Annotated in this window: 21 protein-coding genes; 13 read left to right on the forward strand and 8 right to left on the reverse strand. The window is 63.9% G+C overall.

Features of this window, described 5'->3' with window-relative positions; genetic code table 11:
• Positions 1-11 precede the first annotated feature (11 nt).
• The 8 genes from AC1DLO_RS04315 to AC1DLO_RS04350 all read left to right on the forward strand — a co-directional run bounded on the left by AC1DLO_RS04315 (position 12) and on the right by AC1DLO_RS04350 (position 6119).
• Positions 12-980: an NUDIX hydrolase gene (locus AC1DLO_RS04315; protein WP_476889362.1), complete on the forward strand. Its 969-nt coding sequence runs from the start codon at positions 12-14 to the stop codon at positions 978-980.
• Between the two features lie 18 nt (positions 981-998).
• Positions 999-1802: a thymidylate synthase gene (locus AC1DLO_RS04320; protein WP_476889363.1), complete on the forward strand. Its 804-nt coding sequence runs from the start codon at positions 999-1001 to the stop codon at positions 1800-1802.
• Entirely contained in the window at positions 1799-2386 is a 588-nt protein-coding gene (locus tag AC1DLO_RS04325) for a dihydrofolate reductase (protein WP_476889364.1), read from the forward strand. Before AC1DLO_RS04320 ends, AC1DLO_RS04325 begins: the two co-directional genes overlap by 4 nt.
• A gap of 2 nt (positions 2387-2388) precedes the next feature.
• Positions 2389-2610, forward strand: a complete 222-nt coding sequence (locus tag AC1DLO_RS04330; protein ID WP_184738265.1) for an NF038396 family protein — start codon at positions 2389-2391, stop codon at positions 2608-2610.
• 100 nt (positions 2611-2710) lie between these two features.
• Positions 2711-3853: an aspartate-semialdehyde dehydrogenase gene (gene asd / locus AC1DLO_RS04335; protein ID WP_476889365.1), complete on the forward strand. Its 1143-nt coding sequence runs from the start codon at positions 2711-2713 to the stop codon at positions 3851-3853.
• Positions 3854-4040: 187 nt separating this feature from the next.
• Complete coding sequence (locus AC1DLO_RS04340; protein WP_476889366.1) at positions 4041-5048, forward strand: WXG100 family type VII secretion target; 1008 nt, start codon at positions 4041-4043, stop codon at positions 5046-5048.
• A 46-nt stretch (positions 5049-5094) separates the two neighbouring features.
• Positions 5095-5727 (forward strand): hypothetical protein, encoded by a 633-nt coding sequence (locus AC1DLO_RS04345; protein ID WP_476889367.1) that lies wholly within the window; start codon positions 5095-5097, stop codon positions 5725-5727.
• Positions 5724-6119: a hypothetical protein gene (locus AC1DLO_RS04350; RefSeq protein WP_476914407.1), complete on the forward strand. Its 396-nt coding sequence runs from the start codon at positions 5724-5726 to the stop codon at positions 6117-6119. The genes AC1DLO_RS04345 and AC1DLO_RS04350 overlap by 4 nt, the downstream gene beginning before the upstream one ends.
• A gap of 41 nt (positions 6120-6160) precedes the next feature.
• Here the strand turns inward: AC1DLO_RS04350 and AC1DLO_RS04355 are convergent, their stop codons facing one another.
• Positions 6161-7279, reverse strand: a complete 1119-nt coding sequence (locus AC1DLO_RS04355; RefSeq protein WP_476889369.1) for a winged helix DNA-binding domain-containing protein — start codon at positions 7277-7279, stop codon at positions 6161-6163.
• A gap of 108 nt (positions 7280-7387) precedes the next feature.
• Between AC1DLO_RS04355 and AC1DLO_RS04360 the strand changes: the two genes are divergently transcribed.
• A complete protein-coding gene (locus tag AC1DLO_RS04360) occupies positions 7388-7858 on the forward strand; it encodes a hypothetical protein (protein ID WP_476889370.1) in 471 nt (156 codons plus the stop codon).
• 23 nt (positions 7859-7881) lie between these two features.
• On the opposite strand, the gene AC1DLO_RS04365 is transcribed toward AC1DLO_RS04360, so the two are convergent.
• The 7 genes from AC1DLO_RS04365 to AC1DLO_RS04395 form a co-directional block, all read right to left on the reverse strand.
• Positions 7882-8949 (reverse strand): UDP-N-acetylmuramate dehydrogenase, encoded by a 1068-nt coding sequence (locus AC1DLO_RS04365; protein WP_476889371.1) that lies wholly within the window; start codon positions 8947-8949, stop codon positions 7882-7884.
• Positions 8950-9002: 53 nt separating this feature from the next.
• Positions 9003-10313 (reverse strand): MFS transporter, encoded by a 1311-nt coding sequence (locus tag AC1DLO_RS04370; protein ID WP_476914408.1) that lies wholly within the window; start codon positions 10311-10313, stop codon positions 9003-9005.
• Positions 10310-10747 carry a MaoC family dehydratase gene (locus tag AC1DLO_RS04375; protein WP_184738285.1) on the reverse strand — a complete coding sequence of 146 codons (438 nt, stop codon included), beginning with the start codon at positions 10745-10747 and terminating at the stop codon, positions 10310-10312. Before AC1DLO_RS04375 ends, AC1DLO_RS04370 begins: the two co-directional genes overlap by 4 nt.
• Before the next feature lie 2 nt (positions 10748-10749).
• Positions 10750-11211 carry an FAS1-like dehydratase domain-containing protein gene (locus tag AC1DLO_RS04380; RefSeq protein WP_476889373.1) on the reverse strand — a complete coding sequence of 154 codons (462 nt, stop codon included), beginning with the start codon at positions 11209-11211 and terminating at the stop codon, positions 10750-10752.
• Positions 11201-12766, reverse strand: coding sequence for an FAD-dependent monooxygenase (locus AC1DLO_RS04385; RefSeq protein WP_476889374.1), 1566 nt, complete (start codon positions 12764-12766; stop codon positions 11201-11203). Before AC1DLO_RS04385 ends, AC1DLO_RS04380 begins: the two co-directional genes overlap by 11 nt.
• A gap of 17 nt (positions 12767-12783) precedes the next feature.
• Positions 12784-13008, reverse strand: a complete 225-nt coding sequence (locus AC1DLO_RS04390; RefSeq protein WP_476914409.1) for a DUF3188 domain-containing protein — start codon at positions 13006-13008, stop codon at positions 12784-12786.
• A gap of 331 nt (positions 13009-13339) precedes the next feature.
• Entirely contained in the window at positions 13340-14203 is an 864-nt protein-coding gene (locus AC1DLO_RS04395) for an HpcH/HpaI aldolase/citrate lyase family protein (protein WP_476889376.1), read from the reverse strand.
• 336 nt (positions 14204-14539) lie between these two features.
• Here AC1DLO_RS04395 and AC1DLO_RS04400 point away from each other — a divergent pair, with 336 nt between their 5' ends.
• Genes AC1DLO_RS04400 through AC1DLO_RS04415 form a run of 4 tightly spaced genes read left to right on the forward strand, consistent with a single transcriptional unit; the run spans position 14540 to position 18386 of the window.
• The gene (locus tag AC1DLO_RS04400) at positions 14540-15586 is read left to right on the forward strand and encodes an ABC transporter substrate-binding protein (RefSeq protein ID WP_476889377.1); all 1047 of its coding nucleotides are present in this window, start codon (positions 14540-14542) and stop codon (positions 15584-15586) included.
• A gap of 2 nt (positions 15587-15588) precedes the next feature.
• Entirely contained in the window at positions 15589-16512 is a 924-nt protein-coding gene (locus AC1DLO_RS04405) for an ABC transporter ATP-binding protein (RefSeq protein WP_476889378.1), read from the forward strand.
• The gene (locus AC1DLO_RS04410; protein WP_476889379.1) at positions 16512-17420 is read left to right on the forward strand and encodes an ABC transporter permease; all 909 of its coding nucleotides are present in this window, start codon (positions 16512-16514) and stop codon (positions 17418-17420) included. Before AC1DLO_RS04405 ends, AC1DLO_RS04410 begins: the two co-directional genes overlap by 1 nt.
• Before the next feature lie 45 nt (positions 17421-17465).
• On the forward strand, positions 17466-18386 hold the full coding sequence (locus tag AC1DLO_RS04415; RefSeq protein ID WP_476889380.1) for a TauD/TfdA dioxygenase family protein: 921 nt from the start codon (positions 17466-17468) through the stop codon (positions 18384-18386).
• The last annotated feature ends 86 nt before the right edge of the window (positions 18387-18472 follow it).

Consider the following 18472-nt stretch of genomic DNA (forward strand, 5'->3'; position numbering starts at 1 on the left):
GTAGCGAAAAGTTGAAGAGCGATACACCTGTTGCAGACCAAACGGACCATCCGGGCGAACCGATCGCCGTCACGGCCGCCGGCGCTATTCCCTGGCGCGTCACCAAGGGCGCCCTTGAGGTGCTGCTGATCCATCGGCCCAAGTATGACGATTGGTCCTGGCCCAAGGGCAAGCTCGACGCCGGAGAAACCATTCCGGAGTGCGCCGTCCGCGAGATCCGGGAAGAAATCGGCCTTGAGGCTGCCCTTGGGATCCCTTTGCCACCCACGCATTACCACGTGGCAGCGGGATTGAAAGTGGTGCACTACTGGGCCACGCAAGTGAACGGCTCCGTCATCAAGCCGGATGGCGAGGAAGTGGACGCGTACATGTGGGCCGCGCCGGACAAGGCTGCCCGGTTCCTGAGCAACCCCACCGACGTGAGCCCCCTCCAGGCGCTGGCGAAGGCCCACCTGAACGGCGAGCTGGAGACATGGCCGCTGATTCTGGTGCGGCATGCCAAGGCCAAGCCACGGTCTTCCTGGACCAAGGCCGAAGGCAGCAGGCCCCTGGCAGCTACAGGCCTGCGGCAGGCGCGGGCGGTAGAGCGGCTTCTGGGCGTGTGGAAGCCCCTCCGGATCGTGAGCAGTCCCTGGGCACGGTGCGTATCCACCATCGCACCGTATGCCAAGGCAGCCGGGGCCAAGGTGAAACTTGTTGAGGCCCTGACGGAGCACCATCACCAGCGGAGCCCGAAGAAGACGTCCGCCGTCGTCGACGGTTTGTTCGACAAGCAGCGGGGGGTCGCCCTATGCACGCACAGGCCGGCCCTCCCCACCATCTTGAAGAAACTCGGCGAGCACATGGGCCCGGAGCTTCGGGAGGTCCTGCCTGCCCAGGATCCGTACTTGGCCCCGGGCGAGATGATCGTGTGCCACGTGGCCTGGGGAAACGGCCAGAGCGTGGTGGCCGTGGAACAGATCAAGCCGTTCGACGACTGACTCCAGTAAGCTGGGTGCGTGAGCATCCCAACCCCATATGAAGACCTCCTGCGTGATGTCATGGCCAACGGCACGCACAAGTCGGACCGCACGGGCACCGGCACGCGGAGCGTTTTCGGCCGCCAGCTGCGCTTTGATCTGAGCCGGGGTTTCCCCCTCATGACCACCAAGCGAGTGCACTTCAAATCGCTGGCGCTCGAGCTTTTGTGGTTCCTCCGCGGCGAATCCAATGTGAAGTGGCTCCAGGAGCAGGGCGTCACCATTTGGGATGAATGGGCAGATGCCGACGGCGAACTCGGCCCGGTCTATGGCGTGCAGTGGCGCAGCTGGCCGACCCCCGATGGCGGACACATTGACCAGATCGCCGAGCTCATGAAGAACCTGGCAGCCAACCCGGATTCCCGCCGCCACATCGTCTCGGCCTGGAACGTGTCCGAGATCAAGGACATGGCCTTGCCGCCGTGCCACGCGTTCTTCCAGTTCTACGTTGCCGACGGCAAGTTGTCCTGCCAGTTGTACCAGCGCTCGGCCGACATGTTCCTGGGCGTCCCGTTCAACATCGCCTCCTATGCGTTGCTGACCTGCATGGTGGCCCAGCAGCTCGATCTTGAGCCCGGCGACTTCGTCTGGACCGGCGGGGACGTCCATGTCTACGACAACCACGTGGAGCAGGTCACGGAGCAACTCTCCCGGGACCCGTACGAGTATCCGAAACTGCGCTTCAACCGCAAGCCGGACTCGATCTTCGACTATACCTTCGAGGACTTCGAGGTAGTCGGTTACCGCCACCACCCCTCCATCAAGGCACCCGTGGCGGTATGAATACCCACGAAACTCACCCCTCGGAGTCACTTTCTTCCGGAGAGACCGAGGAAGCACTCACCGGCATCGGTCTGGTGTGGGCCCAGACCGGCAGCGGAGTGATCGGCAAGGCCGGGACCATGCCTTGGCACATCCCCGAAGACTTGAAGCACTTCAGCACGCTGACAACAGGGCACCCGGTCATCATGGGCCGCAAAACCTGGGAGTCATTTCCCGCGAAGTACCGTCCTCTGCCGGGCCGAACCAATATCGTGGTGACCCGTCAACAGGGCTGGGCGGACTCGCCCGAAGCGAGCGGCGCCGTCGTCGTTTCCTCCCTTGACGCCGCCCTCCTCGAGTCCCAATTCGCTCCGGGCGGCCAGAACGTGTGGATCATTGGTGGCGGCGAAATCTATCGGCAGTCCATGGACATCGCGAATGTCGCCGTCGTCACCGTCATCGATACCGACATTGACGGCGACACTTTCGCGCCGGAGTTCGGCGAGGCTTGGAATCTTGAGGCGACGCAGCCCGCGGAAGGCTGGCTGACCTCCAAGACCGGGACCAACTACCGGATCGCCACATGGCGCCGGACGGAAGACTGAGAATGCTGAAGAAACCTGAGACCCTGTTCGTGCTCGGCTACATGTTGTTGCCGCTGTTCGCGCTGCTGTCCGCGATCATCGGCCTCACCATGATCCTGGGTGGCAACAAGATCCTGGGGATCATCGTCCTGGTAGTTGTGACCCAGGTATTCGCCTTCGGCGCCTTCTACGCCTTGCGCGCACGCAAGGCAGCCCTCCTTCAGGAGCCCGACGCCGGCAAGTAGGGCCGTCGCGCCTGGGCCGGGTACCGGGCCGCCCCCGTCGCGGATTTCCTCGTGACGTAACCGACAGCGGCCGGAAGCCGCGAAAGTCTAGACTAGTCCAATGACTACAGCAGCTAATCCGTCCGTTGGACTGGTCGGTTGGCGTGGCATGGTCGGCTCCGTCCTGATGCACCGCATGCAGGAAGAGGGCGACTTCGCCAACATCAACCCGGTATTTTTCTCCACCTCGAACGCTGGAGGTGCCGCGCCGTCATTCGCTGATGGCGCAGGCAAGCTCGAGAACGCCTTCGATATTGAGACGCTTGCCAAGCTGCCGATTATTGTCACCGCCCAGGGCGGCGATTACACCAAACAGGTCCACGGCGAGCTCCGCAGCCGCGGCTGGGACGGGCTCTGGATCGACGCCGCATCCACACTGCGCATGAACGACGACTCCATCATCGTGCTGGATCCCATCAACCGCGATGTCATCGACGCAGGCCTGTCCGGCGGCGTGAAGGACTACATCGGCGGCAACTGCACGGTGTCCTGCATGCTCATGGGTCTTGGCGGCCTGTTCAAGAACAACTTGGTCGAGTGGGGTACCTCCATGACCTACCAGGCGGCTTCCGGCGGCGGTGCCCGCCACATGCGAGAACTGCTCAACCAGTTCGGCACCCTCAACAACGAGGTCAGCAGCGAACTGGACGATCCCGCTTCGGCGATTCTCGAAATCGACCGGAAGGTGCTGGCAACCCAGCGCTCCGGCGTCGACGCCACCCAGTTCGGCGTGCCGCTGGCCGGTTCCCTGATCCCGTGGATCGACGCGGACCTCGGCAACGGCCAGTCCAAGGAAGAGTGGAAGGCCGGGGTGGAGACCAACAAGATCCTCGGCACGGCCGACGGAAAGCCGGGCAAGGACCACGTAGTGATGGACGGCCTGTGCGTACGCATCGGCGCCATGCGCTCCCACTCCCAGGCACTGACGCTCAAGCTGCGCGAGGACCTGTCCGTCTCCGAAATCGAGAAACTTCTGGACGCTGACAACGAGTGGGCCAAGGTGGTGCCCAACACCAAGGAAGCCTCCATGGCGGACCTCACCCCCGTAGCTGCCTCCGGCACCCTGGAGATCCCCGTGGGCCGTATCCGCAAGCTCGAGATGGGCCCGGAATACATCAGTGCATTCACTGTGGGCGACCAACTCCTCTGGGGCGCAGCCGAGCCGCTGCGCCGCATGCTGAAGATCGCTACCGGCACCCTCTGATCGGGCGAGGCCAATACCCTCCAGAAGCCAGGCTTTCGACGGAATCGCTTTTCCGCTGGAGGCCTGGCTTTTGCTTTGGCGCCTGCTGGCGCTTCTGCCGGTGGGCACAAGTCCCCATCGCGGATACCGGGCTGGCCGTCTAGGGTCGTCACAGAACCGATGACCACTTCTATCGCTGGGAATATCTGTGGCAGGAAACCTCTGGGGCGCCGACGTCGCCCAATTACGCCAGCTGGCCCAACAGTTCGGGAGCGCCTCCGAGGCCCTCCTGAATCAATCCACCCATTTGTCCGGGCAGATCAACAACACCACTGCGTGGAAGGGCGAGGACGCAGCGCGCTTCACCTCGGAATGGAACACCAGCCACCGCGTTCTGCTGATGCAAACCGCAACCAGCCTCAAGCAGGAATCGAAGAAACTCCTCGAAAACGCATCCCAGCAGGAAAGGGCCAGCAACCGTTCCGGCGGCGGACCCATGTCGATCCCGGGGACTGGACCGGGTCTGCACGGCGACAAAAACCCCTGGGGGCCTGACTGGCTCGCCAAGGGTTCGACATTCCGGGACATCTGGGGTGCTCGAAGCAGTATCAAAGCGCCCTTTGACCTCGTCAAGAACAGCCTCGGCATCTATCAGGTCTGGCAGAAGGGCATGCCGGGACTGGCGGACTTCGCAGGCTGGAGCAAGCTATGGGGCAAGCTTCCCGCCCAGAGCGCCGCCTTCAACCTCTTGGATTCGGCCACGGACATCCTCGGAGCGAAGAACCTTCAGAAGTACGTTCCGTCACTGAACAAACTTCCGGGCGTCTTTGCCGAGAACAAGTGGCTGTTCCAAGGCAAAGGCGACGTGCTGGAATCACTGGGCAAGGGCGGTTTGGGCCGAGCCATCGGCTGGGCAGGCGTGGGCTTGAATGCGTACGACACCGTAAGTAACGTTGCCAAGGGCAACTATGGTGATGCAGCCGTTTCAGGCGCCAAGACGGCGTTGGCGGTGGGTTCGTTCCTGCCCCCTCCGGCGGGCACGGTGTGCATGGTGGCCAGTGCGGCATGGGCCGTTTACGACATCCCAGTCGTCAAGAACTTCGTCAATGGGGCCGTCTCCAACACGGTGGATGCAGTTGCCGACGCCGGCAAGGCAATCGGCGACGGTATTGCCGACGTAGGAAAGGGTGCTGCCAAGTTTTTTGGCTTTGGATAAACGTCCCGGATGAAACGCACAACAGACCCACGCTAGGAGCACCATCTTGACCACCAATATTGAAGCCCCCGCTTCCACTTCCGCAGGCTTCGGCTACAGCGAACTGGCTTACATTCTCCGATCTTTCGATACCGCCGCTAGTGCACGCTCGGCCCAAGTGCTACGGATGCAGGAGGACACGGCCAACGAAGCCCTCTGCCTGGCCGGGGCCTCGTCCTTACTGGCCCACGGATACGCTAGCTACTCCGACGGTACCCGCTTCGAGATACCCGCGGCGCCCGTAGCCTACGCCCTGGCAAATGCCAGGGTGTGGAGCCAAATTGAGCTCCTCACGGCGGAGAGCAACGACACCGTTGTGCACGTGGAATCCGATGAAGTTTCCATGCTGTTGCAACCGCGCATGCTGATGTCCTGGTTTGCTTTCGCCCAGAACCCCTACCTTGATGGATCCGAGGCCATACTGGACGTCCTGGAGGAACATGTGCGCCAGCATCCGGAGGGCACTGCGCTCCTGCGGACCTTCAACCTGGACCAGGAAAAGCACCTCCTGATCCGGCGGGACCGTGACGGATGGACCACAGGAGTGGTGCCCGTCCCGGACAGTGACGCGGTGGAAACGGCCGGACTGGACAGGGCTTCGTTCCTGGACCAGATCCGCGCCACCCGGACGTGGTCATGACCGGGCGACGCAGCGGCCCGTGGGAAAAGCGCGCCCAGGCGGACGCGCAGTCCCGCGGCCTGACCCGGGAAGAATACGGCGTCTACAAGGGCGACCACGGCGCAATCGTCAAGCCAGTCAACTCTGCTGGCGGTTTGCTTGCCATCGCGATCATCCTGACGATAATCTCCGTCTTCCTGCTGGTGCTCCTGGTTCTGTCCATCGTCGCGCCGGGAGACAACCCGAACAATGCGTTCGGTCCCCGGTTCGTCATCTCCGCCTTCATCGGGGTGAGCGTGGCGGCAGTGGCTTGGGGCTACGCCATCAAGGAATCGCGGGCTTCGCGACTCAGGAAGTCCCGGGGCAAGTCCCTCAACGGCCCGAATCCACCGGAACCGCCACGGGTGGCTTAGCCTGCATCGCGCGTTTGGCCATCCGAGTGCGGGGTTTCTCCCTACGAAGCCATGAACTTCAGGTACTTTGCCGCCTGCACATCGAAGGAGCGCGCTGCCGCCGGCGGCAGTCCCTGTGGATCGAAGGGCTCAGGCACGACGGCGGCACTCCGGCCCGTGCCGCTCCTTGCCCAGGTGCCCACCACCTCTCCCGCGCTGACGATCATCCGTTTGAACACCCCATTGCCGCCGGGGACCACCTTCTGGGAATGCTCCGCGGGCAGGACAAGGCTGCGGTCCGTATACCCGAGCAGGAATTCATCGAACCCCGGCAAGGCGAGGACCGTCCGCGAGCCGGGAACGCCGTCGTCGAGCAATGCGGCTGTTTCGGGGCCGAGCCAATAGGACGTTCCCTGGAAGACGAGCTCAACAAGTTGCCCCCGGATGGCCTCGTGGGCCGCCCGGACGTCCGTTTTAGGGATTTGGCTCCACCAGGCGAAGTCGTTGAGCGTCGCCGGCCCGTGGCTCTGGAGGTACGTGAGCAGGAATTCGGAGATCCCCTCTTCACGACCAAGCTCCTTGGATTCCGGAATCCACTCATCGAAGGCCACGAACAGTTGCTGTCCGAGCGCTTTGCCTGCGGTGCCCGCCGGAGGGCCTTGGACAAGCCAGGCGTTCTGGCACAGAATCCAGAGCAAATGAATGCCGCGCTGGGCCGCGGTGGTTTGGCCTGCGGATTCGAAGATCTTGAAAAGCTCCTCGCGGGTCGCACCGGGGCTGCCGGCCACGCGTTCAAGAGCCAGATCCCTGCAAACGGCGATGTCGGCCTCCGCGATGCCCAGCTCCCGGTGCCGCGCAGCAGCAGAACGTATGGTTCGCTCTGTGGTGATGGCCAATATCCACCGCAAATCTTGCGGTGGAACCAGATGCAGCGTTCCCCGCATGGGCCAGGAACGGACCACGGTGCCGTTCTCCAACGATTCCAGCACACGCGAGAGACCGGTGCCGGGGACACGCTCCCCTACCGCCCAGAACGCCGACGCAAGGTCTTGTGCCTGCATGGCACCCATCCGGGCCACGCATTCCTCCACGCTGCTGAATCCACGGAGCAAACCCTGGCTGGCCAAGCGCAACCTACCGATGATCTTGGGAGTGACACGGATCTTCGCCGAAGCTGCCATGGCCCTATCATAGGCCGCTCAGCGGACAGCTTCTGTCCTCAATAGCAGCACGAGCAACTCCCATCCCGCTCACAGGGGTCTTCCAGCAGGCCCTCCTACGCTGAAGGAATGCTGTTCGGTGATTTGGGTCCGCTGCTGCGGCCGCTCAGCCGGCGGTTAGCGGCCGCAGGTTGGTGCGCTGCCGCCGTCGGGCTCGTCTGCGGACTGGCGATAGCCGTTGGTGCGGGAGTGCGATTGTCACCATCCATGCAGGCGGTCCAGGAAGTGGGACTGGCTGCGACGGGCGCCGCAGCCCTCTTCCTCGGCCTTGCCGCCGCGTGTCAGCCACCGTCCGCTCGGCGGGCTGACGATTCCGAACCGGGATTCCAGACAGGCGCCGCCGATCAGGTGCGCAGCTTCCTTTTTGCCGCGGTCGTCATGCTGCTCGGCGTAGTTGGCTTCGCTGCCGCCGGCTGGATTTCGCCCAGCGGCCCGTCGCCGCAAAGCATCGCGTTCAGCCAGATCTTCCTGCTGGGGGCATCCAGCTGTGGGCTGACGTTCCTGCTGCTCAACAAGGTCCTTCCGACCGGAAAGCGCTGAAGCGCTTCCTGCGCACGCCGAAGCTACAGGGCCAAACCGATCAGCAGCGGTTCCGGATGCAGCTCGATGCCAAAACGCTCGACGACGCCGCGGCGCACCTCGCGCGCGATCGCCACCATGTCCTCCGCGCGGGCCCCTCCCCTGTTGGTGATGGCCAGGGTGTGTTTGGTGGAGAGGGAGGCACGGCCACCTGACACACTCGCGGGATCGAGTCCGAACCCCTTTGCGAATCCTGCCTGGTCGATCAGCCAGGCTGCCGACAACTTGACGAGGCCATCGTTTCCAGCCGGGTACTGCGGTGCGCCCTCCGGCAGGGATGCAGCGGCGGCGGCCGGAACAATCGGGTTGGTGAAGAAGGAACCCGTGGAATACGTGTCCCTGTCCGAAGCGTCCAGAACCATGCCCTTGGAGGCACGCAGCCGCAGGACTTCCCGCCGGACATCGTTGGAATACGCGCGCTTCCCGGCCTCGACGCCCAGGGACCGGGCTAGCTCTGCGTAACGGATGGGTGCGCTCATGCGTCCGAGCGGCAACTGGAACTCAACCGTCAGCACCACGTAACGGGGCGAACCCTCGATAGTGGTCTGCTTGAGGATGGAGTCCCGGTAGCCGAACTTGAGCTCCGAGTTGGTGAAGGTTTGCACAGCGTTGCGTTCACGGTCCCACGTGCGGACAGCTGCGATGGTCTGGGAGACGTCGGCACCGTAGGCGCCCACGTTCTGTACCGGGGTGGCGCCCGTCGCTCCGGGGATGCCGGAGAGGGCCTCCAGCCCGGACCACGCGTGCAGCACGGAATGCTCCACGAGAGCATCCCAATTGTGCCCTGCTTGGACCACCACCGAGACTCCGCCACAGCTATCTTCCGAGTTGACGGTGAATCCTTGCGAAGCGACCTTGAGCACGGTGCCTGGGTATCCGGCGTCGGAGATCAACAGATTGGATCCGCCACCGATGATGAGCAGCTTCTCGCCGGCGGCATCCGCCGAACGGACGGCGTCGATGATTTCGGCCTCGGTGCGGGCCTCCACAAAGGTGCCGGCAGGGCCACCCACAGCGGCCGTGGTCAGTTCGGAAAGCATCGTCTGGGTCACCAATCAAGCCTAGCGGGGATTGTCAGCGCGAGCCGACTCAAGAACGCGCTGGCTCAAGAACGCACTGGCTCAGGGGCGCGCTTCCGCGAGACTGGCGCCAGGAAGAAGCTCGCGGCGAGCAGGACCAGGACTGCGAGCAAGGAATGCAGGATGCCGAAGTGCTCCGCCAGCAGGCCCAAGAGCGGCGGACCGCAAAGGAAAGCCCCATAGCCGATCGTGGACACCACCGAAACCCGGGCCGCTGCGTGGGCTGGATCGTCCGCGGCAGCGGACATGCCCACTGGGAAACCCAAGGAAGCACCGAGCCCCCAGATGGCCAGGGCCACGAAGGCCAGCCACGGCACCGGCGAGAAGACAAACAGCGCCAGGCCGACCACGGCAGTCGCCGAACACCAACGCATCACCGGAACGCGGCCGAAGCGGTCCAGGACCACCGTCCCGGCAAAGCGTCCCACCGTCATGAATGTCACGAAGATTCCATAGCCCACAGCTCCGGCAGCATCGGATTGGCCGTGGCCATCTGCCAACGCCAAGGCCACCCAGTCCCCCGCCGCGCCCTCAGCCAAGGCGAGCCCCAGGACGAGCAGGCCGAGCAGGAGGGTCCTGCGTTCACGCCAGGCCCGGGCCACCATGCGTTTGCTGTCCAGTGGTTCGGCCGGTTTCTGCTGGCCGGGCTGGATGATGGGCAAGGGACCGGTTGAAGGATCTTCGAAGGTGTCCAGCATTTCGGGCTTGAAGGCCTTGGCTGGTGCTACCGGCGTCGAGTCCGCACGGAACCAGGCAGCGGCTGTCACCACGGAGACGGCGACCACCAGGCCGGCCGCAGCCAGATGCCAAAAGACCGGCAGTCCCGCTGCAGCGGCCCAAGCACCAAGTCCTGCGCCCGCAACGGTGCCAAGGCTGAAGGATCCGTGGAGGCGGGGCATGATGTGCCGTTCAAGGGCGCGTTCCAGTGACGCTCCCTCGACATTCGACGCCGTATTCCAGCTGGCTGTGCCGAGGCCGATCACCATGAGCCCGGCCGCCACAACCACGGGGTTGGCCAGCACCGACGTGCCAAAACCAGCGACCGCCAGGCCGAGGCCCACCATGGCGCCGCCGATCCGTGTGGTCAGGCGTGATCCAAGCCGGATCACGATCACCCCGGAAGCAGACACGGAGAGGAACGATGCCACCGTCATGCACATCAGCAGCAGGCCTACCGTGCCGGGGGTCAGATGCAGGCCATCGCGGATCGCCGGCAAGCGGGAGACCCAGGACGAGAAGGCCAGGCCGCTCGCGCCGTACGCGACCACCACAGCATTGCGCCACCGCGACAAATCCGCCGCGGTGGCGCGAGGTGCTGATTGTTGCAGCCTGCTCAAGCGAGCTTCACAACGGCCTGGGACTTCATGAGGACCTTCTGCCCGGCAAAGGTGACGGTCAGGTCGATGCGCGCGGTGCGGGCTTCGGCGTCGAGCGCTCCCACCACTCCGGCAACCTCGATCACGGCACCGGGCTCGCTGGTACCAGTGGTATCGGCGACGAGCACCGGTTTGGTGAAACGCGTCTGGTAGTCGACGACGGCGGCAGGGTCGCCTGCCCAGTCGCTCACCAATTGCACGGCCGAACCCATGGTGAACATGCCGTGCGCTATGACGCCCGGCAGCTCGACGCCGGTGGCGAAGGCTTCGTTCCAGTGGATCGGGTTGAAGTCGCCGGACGCGCCCGCGTACTTGACGAGGTCCTGGCGGGTGACCTCGATGCTGCGGGTACCGATTTCCTGCCCGACGGTGAGTTCTTCAAGTTTCAAGGTCATGGCTACTGTCCCTCTCCGCGGACCAGGATGGACGATGTGGTGGTCGCGACCCTTTCGCGCTGGTTATCCTCGCGGACTGCGAAGATTTCCGAACGGGTGGTGATCATGGCCCCGCCTCCCATGGCGCGGACGCCGTCGACGTGCAGTTCGGCCCGCAACTGATCCCCGGCAACGATCGCCCGGTGGTGCGTGAAGCGCTGGTCGGCGTGCACCACCCGGCGGAAGTCAATCCCGGAATCGGGGTCCTCGATCAGCTGGGCATCGGCCCGCTGGGCGACGATGATGGCGAAGGTCGGCGGGGCGACGAGGTCGTTGTGGCCAAGGGCTTTGGCGGCTTCGACGTCGAAGTGGGCGGGATGGGTGGCCTTCACGGCCCGGGCGAACTCCCGGATCTTTTCGCGGCCGACGTCGTACACCTCTGCGGCAGGGTAGCTGCGGCCCTGCAAATCCGGGTTAATAGTCATAGTCCAACCCTATCGGCCCTGGCGGCGTCTCCGGATGAGCGTCGAAGCCGGACCGCTGCTCCGCGGTAGGCGGTCCGAACCACGTGGTGAGCGCGTCAGCGAGGCCCACCTGGGTTTGATCTCCCGTCCAAGCCACGTATCCGTCGGGTCGAATCAGCACCGCGATGGGAGCAACGACCTCCCCGATTGCCGGAAGCTCCCACTCGCCACGGTATTCGGCGTCGACCAACTGAACCCGATCTGCCCATGGGGCGATGTCGAGGCCGCCTGGTTCGCCAAGGTTGAGGAGCACCGGCCGGGCATCGTGCAGCAGGCTGAAGACGCGTAACGGGCCGTTAGCTGTGACCAGCTCGAGATCGGGCATGCGGCGTCCCAGCAGCGCGTGGCCCTCGCCGACGTCGTAATGGACGTCCAGACCGGACTGCATCGCGGCGAAGCGCTTACGGGGCTCCTCCATGCCGAGGAGCTCGGCAATAACCTCGCCCACGGCCTTCGTGCGTTCGTCCGGGCGGCGAAGCGCGGTCAGCGCCATCGTATTGCGCAGCACGCGGGCAGCCACCGGGTGGCGCTCGGCGTGGTACGTATCAAGGAGGCTTTCCGGTGATGTCCTGTTGACCACTTGGGCAAGCTTCCATCCCAGGTTCACCGCATCCTGTACACCGATATTGAGGCCCTGCCCTCCGTCCGGGGCGTGCACGTGGGCGGCGTCGCCGGCCAGGAGGATCCTGCTGTCGCGGTAGGCCGCAGCTTGCCGCGACATGTCGGTGAACCTGGAAATCCAGATCGGGTTGTGAACCCCGTAATCGGTCCCGCACACGGCAATGAGCGCTTCTCTGAGGTCGCGCAGGGTCGGTTCGCCCGCGTGCCCGACGTGCTCTTCGGTCACCATGACCCCTACCGGGCCACCATCCTTGTAGACCACCTGGCCGTCGCGGATCTCGTAATCCAACTTGCCGAAGGAATGGATGCCAAAGGCATTGTGGTGGATCCCCAATTCGGGTTCCTCGGCCATCTCGACCTGGGCGATCAGGCTGCTGGTGGTCGGATCCCAGCCGGGGAACTCGATACCGGCCGCTTTCCGGATGACACTCCGGCCTCCATCGCAACCGACGAGATACTCCGCCCGTAACCGCTGGCTGGCGGACAGCTCGACATCGACGCCGGTCTCGTCCTGAGCGAAACCGGTCATCTCGCGTCCGTAATAGATCGGTACCGCCAGCTCAGCGACCCAGCCGGCCAGGATGCGCTCGATATGGTTTTGCCACAGCCCGAGGCCGTAGTTGTGCCGTGTGGGAAAGTCGCTGATGTCCAGACGCACGCCAGCGAACCCCGCGACCTGTGCTTTCTGCCCTTGCGACAGGAACCGGTCAGCGATTCCGCGCTGATCGAGGACCTCGATGGTGCGCGAGTGCAAACCGCCTGCACGTGATCCCGCGAGATCCTGGTTTGCGCGCCGCTCGACAATCGCGACGTCGACGCCCGCCAACGCCAGCTCGCCCGCCAACATCAGCCCTACTGGACCTGCTCCGACAATCAACACGGCATGCTCGGTCATAGCTACACCCCGGTCGGTTACTTCTTCAAGCCCTTGCGGATCTGCTGCCCGCGGACCACCATGCCCACGACATGCAGGACCAGGCCGAGCCCGATCACAGCCAGCGAGGCTAGCGCAAGGCCTTGATTATGTGAGGTGTTGCCGACAATCGTGAGGATGATCCCGACGGCGATAAGCCCCATCGCGCTGAAAACCAGCGTCTTGTAGGTGGTGGAAGCAGTTGCCCAGAATTCGTTCAGCACGACCCAAGTTTAGGCCACTCCTCATAACAACGAGTCCTGCAGGGCCGGAAACCCGATATAAATGAGCGAGCGTCCAGAAAAAGCCCGACATAAGCGAGCGAGCATCGGTAGACGGGAACGCCGTCGGCAACCGAACGCCGTCGATCCGCCCCCGGCTCCAGAACGCTCGCTCACCTTTAGGGACCAATCGCCGGACGCTCGATCACTTATGCGCACCTAGAACGAAACCTTCTTGCACAAGCTGTGCAGGAAGGTTTCGGGAATTGCCTACAAAAGTGCGCGAGCGTCCAGAAAAAGCCGGACATAAGTGAGCGAGAGTCGGTGGCCGCGCTTACAGGGAAGGCTGGACCCCGAAAGCCACGGCGAGCTTCATGATCTTCTCGGCGCGGCCCAGTCGCGGAAGGTCGGAGCCGTCGCGGATGACCCTGCCGTTGGCTTCGAAGTCGTTCATGAAGTCGGTGGCCCAGGCGACATCCGACGGCGTGGGGCTGATGACCTCGTTGATGACCGTGGTCTGGTCGATGGCCAGGCAGAGCTTGCCGGTCATGCCCATGGTCACCGTGATGCCGGTCTGCTCGCGCAGGATCGGGTGGTTGGTACCGACGGTGGGGCCGTCGATGGGACCCGGGAGGTTGCCCACGCGGCTGGCGACAACCAGCTTGGCCCGGGGGTAGGCCATCGCCTCGGGCGTGGCGGCCATACCGGTGTCCCGGCGGAAGTCGCCCGAACCGAAGGCCAGGCGGAAGGCACCCTGGGCGCGGGCAATGTGGTTGGCTTCCTCGATGCCGAGGGCCGACTCCACGAGGGCCACAACAGGAGTCTTGCCATCCATGCGGTGGAAGGACTCGGTGACCTGGTCCGCGGACTCGGTCTTGGCCAGCATGACGCCCAACAGGCCGGGCGTGCCGCGCAGACCGGCGAGGTCATCGGCCCAGAACGGGCTCGTGGCGTCGTTGATGCGGACCCAGGCCTGGCCGCCAGCGGTCAGCCAATTGATGACGTTGTCGCGGGCAACGTCCTTCTGGGAGGGGTCCACGGCGTCTTCGATGTCAAGGATGATGGCGTCCGCGCGCGATGAGGCCGACTGGTCGAAAAGCTCCGTCTTCATGGCGTTCACAAGGAGCCAGGAGCGGGCGATCTCTGCGGGAATGTTGCGGGTAGACCGAATGGATTCGGCGGCGGTGCTAGACGTCATGTATCTACCGTATCCGGCCAGCCACCAGGAACGCTAAGAATAGGGCGCAGGTGTGGGCATCAATACGAACAAAACGATTGTGACAGGCCGTCCCCCGGTTCGCGACGCATGGGTTCACGCAGCTCAACGCAGCGACGCAGGGCGAATTGTGTCCTTGCATTGCCCGGAGTTGCGCGGGCATTTCGCCGGATTTCCCCCGGTTTCCCGGCGTTTCCGGGCGTTACTGCCAGGCTTCCCTGTCCTGTGAAGATGCGCTTACATCGTTCTCACCGGCAGTTCGGTCTATTCGAGACCACGTCCGGACCACCGAAATCCACTCCCCAGAAAGTAGCTCCCATGAAACTGCACCAGCCCCTGCTAAGCGTCGCGGCCGCCGTCGTACTTGCGCTGACGGTGACCGGCTGCGGCGGCAATGCCCAGGCGGGAGACCAACAAGCCGGCCAGCCTGAGGTCAAGGATCTCCGTTACCAGGGTTCGGCGAACAACGTCGGCCTCCCCGAGTTGGCGGCGGACCTGGGCTATCTGGGTGACATCAGGCTCAACTGGGTAGGCAACACGACCAGTGGCCCGCAGGACATCCAGTCGGCGGCCACCAACCAGACCGACTTTGGCGGTGCGTTCGCAGGGGCTGTGGTGAAGCTGGTTGAGGCAGGGGCTCCGGTGACCGCCGTCGTGAACTACTACGGCGAGGACGCGAAGACCTTTAACGGCTTCTACGTCAAGGCGGACAGTTCCATCAAATCCGCCAGGGACCTCATCGGCAAGAAGATCGCGGTTAACACGCTGGGCGCCCATGCCGAAGCCGTCATCAGCAGCTATCTCAGCAAGAACGGCCTCAGCCAGGACGAAATCAAGCAAGTCCAGCTTGTCCCGCTGGCGCCCAACGACACGGAGGAAGCCGTCCGCCGGGGTCAGGTGGATGTCGGAACCTTGGGAGGCGTCCTGCAGGACCACGCCGTCGCCGCAGGTGGCCTGCGCTCGCTCTTCAACGACTACGAACTCTTCGGCACCTTCGCCGGCGGGCAGATCGTGCTCCGCAACGACTTCATCGAAAAGAACCCCAATACAGCGCGGACCTTCGCCACAGGCGTGGCCAAGGCCATCAAGTGGGAGACCGAGACGCCGCGCGACGAAGTGATCGCGCGCTTCAAGAAGATCATCGACGCCCGCGGACGCAATGAGAGTACCGCGAACCTGCAGTACTGGAAGAGCCCAGGCGTACCGGACAACGGCGTCATCAAGGACGAGGACTTCACGCGCTGGTCTTCGTGGCTGAAGAGTTCGGGGATTGTGAAGACCGATCTCACGCCCTCGAAGTACTACACCAACAAGTTCAACGATCTCGCGGCAAGCCCCGCCGCGAGCACAGCGAAGAACGGATAGCCATGACCGTCAAAATCAGCCTCCGCAACGTCACCAAGAAGTTCACTGTCCGCGCCGGCAAGGGCTCCAAAGCCGGCCCCGGCCCCAAAACAAGCGCGAAGGAACCCAGCACCCTGACCGCCCTCGACTCCTTGAGCCTCGACGTGCGCGACGGCGAATTCCTCACGTTGGTGGGGCCCAGCGGTTCCGGCAAGACGACCTTGCTGGACCTCCTGGCTGGCCTGTCCACGCCCACCTCCGGCGAGGTATTGGTGGACGGCCAGCCGGTAACGGGGCCTGGCAAGGACCGTGCCGTGGTTTTCCAGCAGTACGCCCTCTTTCCCTGGCGCACGGCGTCGGCCAATGTGTCGATCGGGCTTGAGGGCAGGGGCACCGACGGGCGCAAGCTCAACCGTCGCGAACGTGCGGCCAAGGCAAGCGAATACCTCAGACTGGTTGGCTTGGCCGGCTTCGAGGACCGTTTCCCGCATGAGCTCTCGGGTGGCATGAAGCAGCGGGTGGCCATCGCCCGGAGCCTCGCCTACGAGCCCGATGTGCTCCTCATGGACGAACCTTTCGCCGCTCTGGACGCCCAGACGCGTGAACAACTCCAGGACGAACTCCTGAGGATCTGGCGGGCAACGGGCAAGACGATCGTCTTCATCACGCACGGCATCGACGAGGCCGTGTACTTGGGGCAGCGCGTCGCCGTCCTGAGCGCCCGGCCCGGACGGCTCAAGGAAATCGTGGACGTGGACATCCCGGACCGCGACGGCGAAGACGACATCCGCTCACACCCCGCCTTCGTCGAACAACGGCACAAGGTCTGGAACCTGTTGCACGACGAAGTCCGCCTGGCCCAGGACGCCGGGCACCGCAAGATCCTGCCGGACGGCACCGCCCCGGATGAAGTCCCGGGAACAACTCTCGAAAGGAGCGCAGCCTGATGACCACAACACTCGCGCAACAGCCCGCGGCGAGCGCCGCACCCAAGCAAGCTCCCGCCGTCGGGCACTCCGGTCCCGTTGAGACGGGGCGTCTGCGCACGACGGCGGCACTCGCCTTCGTGCGGACCGCAGCTGCCCGCGCCGGTTCCGGCTTGTGGAAGGCCGCGGGGATCATCGCCTTCCTGGCCCTCTGGGAACTCGGGCCGACATATCTGGCCAGCCCGTCAACCCGGGTATTCCTGCCGCCCTTGCACGAGGTCCTGGCCGCGTGGGGCAAGCTGTTCGAATCCGGCACCATCCAAGGGCATTTGGCAGCGAGCCTCACCCGTTCGGTGTCGGGATTCGGCGCGGCCCTCGTGGCAGGCGTTTCCCTCGGTCTGCTGATCGCCTGGTACGGACGGCTCAGTGCGGTGTTGAACCCGCTCCTGGAACTGTTCCGTAACACTGCCGCGCTTGCACTGCTGCCTGTCTTCACACTGCTGCTAGGGATCGGCGAGGAGTCCAAGATCAGCATCGTGGCCTACGCGGCRTTCTTTCCCGTCCTGCTGAACACGATCGCCGGTGTGAAGACCGTGGATCCGCTGCTCATCCGGGCCGCGAAGTCACTCGGCCTCTCGAGCCTCGCTCTGTTCCGCAAAGTGATCTTGCCTTCCGCGGTGCCCACCATTTTCACGGGAATCCGCATGGCCGGCACGGCCTCCATTTTGGTGTTGATCGCCGCGGAAATGGTGGGGGCGAAGGCCGGGCTCGGTTACTTGATCGTGAACGCGCAGAGCAGTTTCCTCATTCCGGACATGTACGCGGGCATCCTCACGGTGTCCCTCCTGGGCTTGGCTGTGAATTTCCTCCTCGTCGCCTTGGAACGGCACTTCTCCCGTTGGCGGACCGCCGTCGGGTCCGGTTCATGACCGTCAATCCAACCATCCCGCAAGTCACAACAGAAAAGGAACAAAATGTCCGTCATCACCGACACAAAGTTGGAATTCGCCAGGCTCAGCTCGCGCATCGGCGCCGAAATCCGAGGCTTTGACCTGAGGGGCGATCTCTCCGCCGAAACTGTGGCTCAAATCCGGGCTGCCCTCAACGAGCACAAGGCCCTCGTCTTCCGGGAAGCCAACATTCTCAGCGACGAGGCCCAGGTGAAATTCGCCAGCCATTTCGGCCCGCTCACCACGGCGCATCCGACCGTGGCTTCTGTGGAAGGCGAAGCCAACGTGCTGCCCGTGGACAGCGAGAACGGTTCGGCCAACAACTGGCACACCGACGTCACTTTCGTGGTCAACCCGCCGCAGGCGTCCACCCTGCGCAGCATCGACCTTCCGTCGTATGGAGGCGAAACCCTGATTGCGTCTTCAGCAGGAGCGTACGCGGATTTGCCCGACGAGCTCCGGAACTTCGCGGACACGCTATGGGCGATCCACACCAACGACTACGACTACTCGGTGCCGAAGAACCTGGAACATGAGAATGCCGATGAGCGCCGCAAGGAGTTCACGCGCATCAAGTTCGAAACCGCCCACCCGGTGGTGCGTGTCCATCCCCTGACCGGCGAGCGCGGATTGTTCATTGGGGGCTTCGCGCAGCGACTGCGGATCGTGGGGCTGTCCAACACCGAGTCGAAGGACATCATCCGCTTGCTGCAGGCCTACGTCACCCGTCCGGAAAACGTGGTGCGCGTGAATTGGGAACCGAACCAGTTGGTGCTGTTCGACAATCGCATCACCCAGCACTACGCCCCGGACAACTACGACGGCCAGCAGCGCAAGCTCAACCGCGTGACTATCGCCGGCGACATTCCGGTGGGCGTGGACGGCAAGCCGAGCCAGTCGATCCAGGGTGACTCGTCCGCCTATTCGGTTGTCGCGCCGCTGTAGCTGCCTTAGCCCAACTGACTCGCAGTTGTTGTCGTTTACAGGGCTCAAAACGACACCTACTGCGAGTCAATTGGGTTTAACGCGCT

The sequence above is a fragment of the Arthrobacter sp. 01T419 genome, from assembly GCF_056398865.1.

What these genes read in the sequence shown, in the direction of transcription:
- AC1DLO_RS04325 (WP_476889364.1), top strand. Translation starts at nt 1,799, where the DNA reads ATGAATACCCACGAAACTCACCCCTCGGAGTCACTTTCTTCCGGAGAG.
- AC1DLO_RS04330 (WP_184738265.1), top strand. Translation starts at nt 2,389, where the DNA reads ATGCTGAAGAAACCTGAGACCCTGTTCGTGCTCGGCTACATGTTGTTG.
- asd (WP_476889365.1), top strand. Translation starts at nt 2,711, where the DNA reads ATGACTACAGCAGCTAATCCGTCCGTTGGACTGGTCGGTTGGCGTGGC.
- AC1DLO_RS04350 (WP_476914407.1), top strand. Translation starts at nt 5,724, where the DNA reads ATGACCGGGCGACGCAGCGGCCCGTGGGAAAAGCGCGCCCAGGCGGAC.
- AC1DLO_RS04355 (WP_476889369.1), bottom strand. Translation starts at nt 7,279, where the DNA reads ATGGCAGCTTCGGCGAAGATCCGTGTCACTCCCAAGATCATCGGTAGG.
- AC1DLO_RS04360 (WP_476889370.1), top strand. Translation starts at nt 7,388, where the DNA reads ATGCTGTTCGGTGATTTGGGTCCGCTGCTGCGGCCGCTCAGCCGGCGG.
- AC1DLO_RS04375 (WP_184738285.1), bottom strand. Translation starts at nt 10,747, where the DNA reads ATGACCTTGAAACTTGAAGAACTCACCGTCGGGCAGGAAATCGGTACC.
- AC1DLO_RS04380 (WP_476889373.1), bottom strand. Translation starts at nt 11,211, where the DNA reads ATGACTATTAACCCGGATTTGCAGGGCCGCAGCTACCCTGCCGCAGAG.
- AC1DLO_RS04385 (WP_476889374.1), bottom strand. Translation starts at nt 12,766, where the DNA reads ATGACCGAGCATGCCGTGTTGATTGTCGGAGCAGGTCCAGTAGGGCTG.
- AC1DLO_RS04395 (WP_476889376.1), bottom strand. Translation starts at nt 14,203, where the DNA reads ATGACGTCTAGCACCGCCGCCGAATCCATTCGGTCTACCCGCAACATT.
- AC1DLO_RS04400 (WP_476889377.1), top strand. Translation starts at nt 14,540, where the DNA reads ATGAAACTGCACCAGCCCCTGCTAAGCGTCGCGGCCGCCGTCGTACTT.
- AC1DLO_RS04405 (WP_476889378.1), top strand. Translation starts at nt 15,589, where the DNA reads ATGACCGTCAAAATCAGCCTCCGCAACGTCACCAAGAAGTTCACTGTC.
- AC1DLO_RS04415 (WP_476889380.1), top strand. Translation starts at nt 17,466, where the DNA reads ATGTCCGTCATCACCGACACAAAGTTGGAATTCGCCAGGCTCAGCTCG.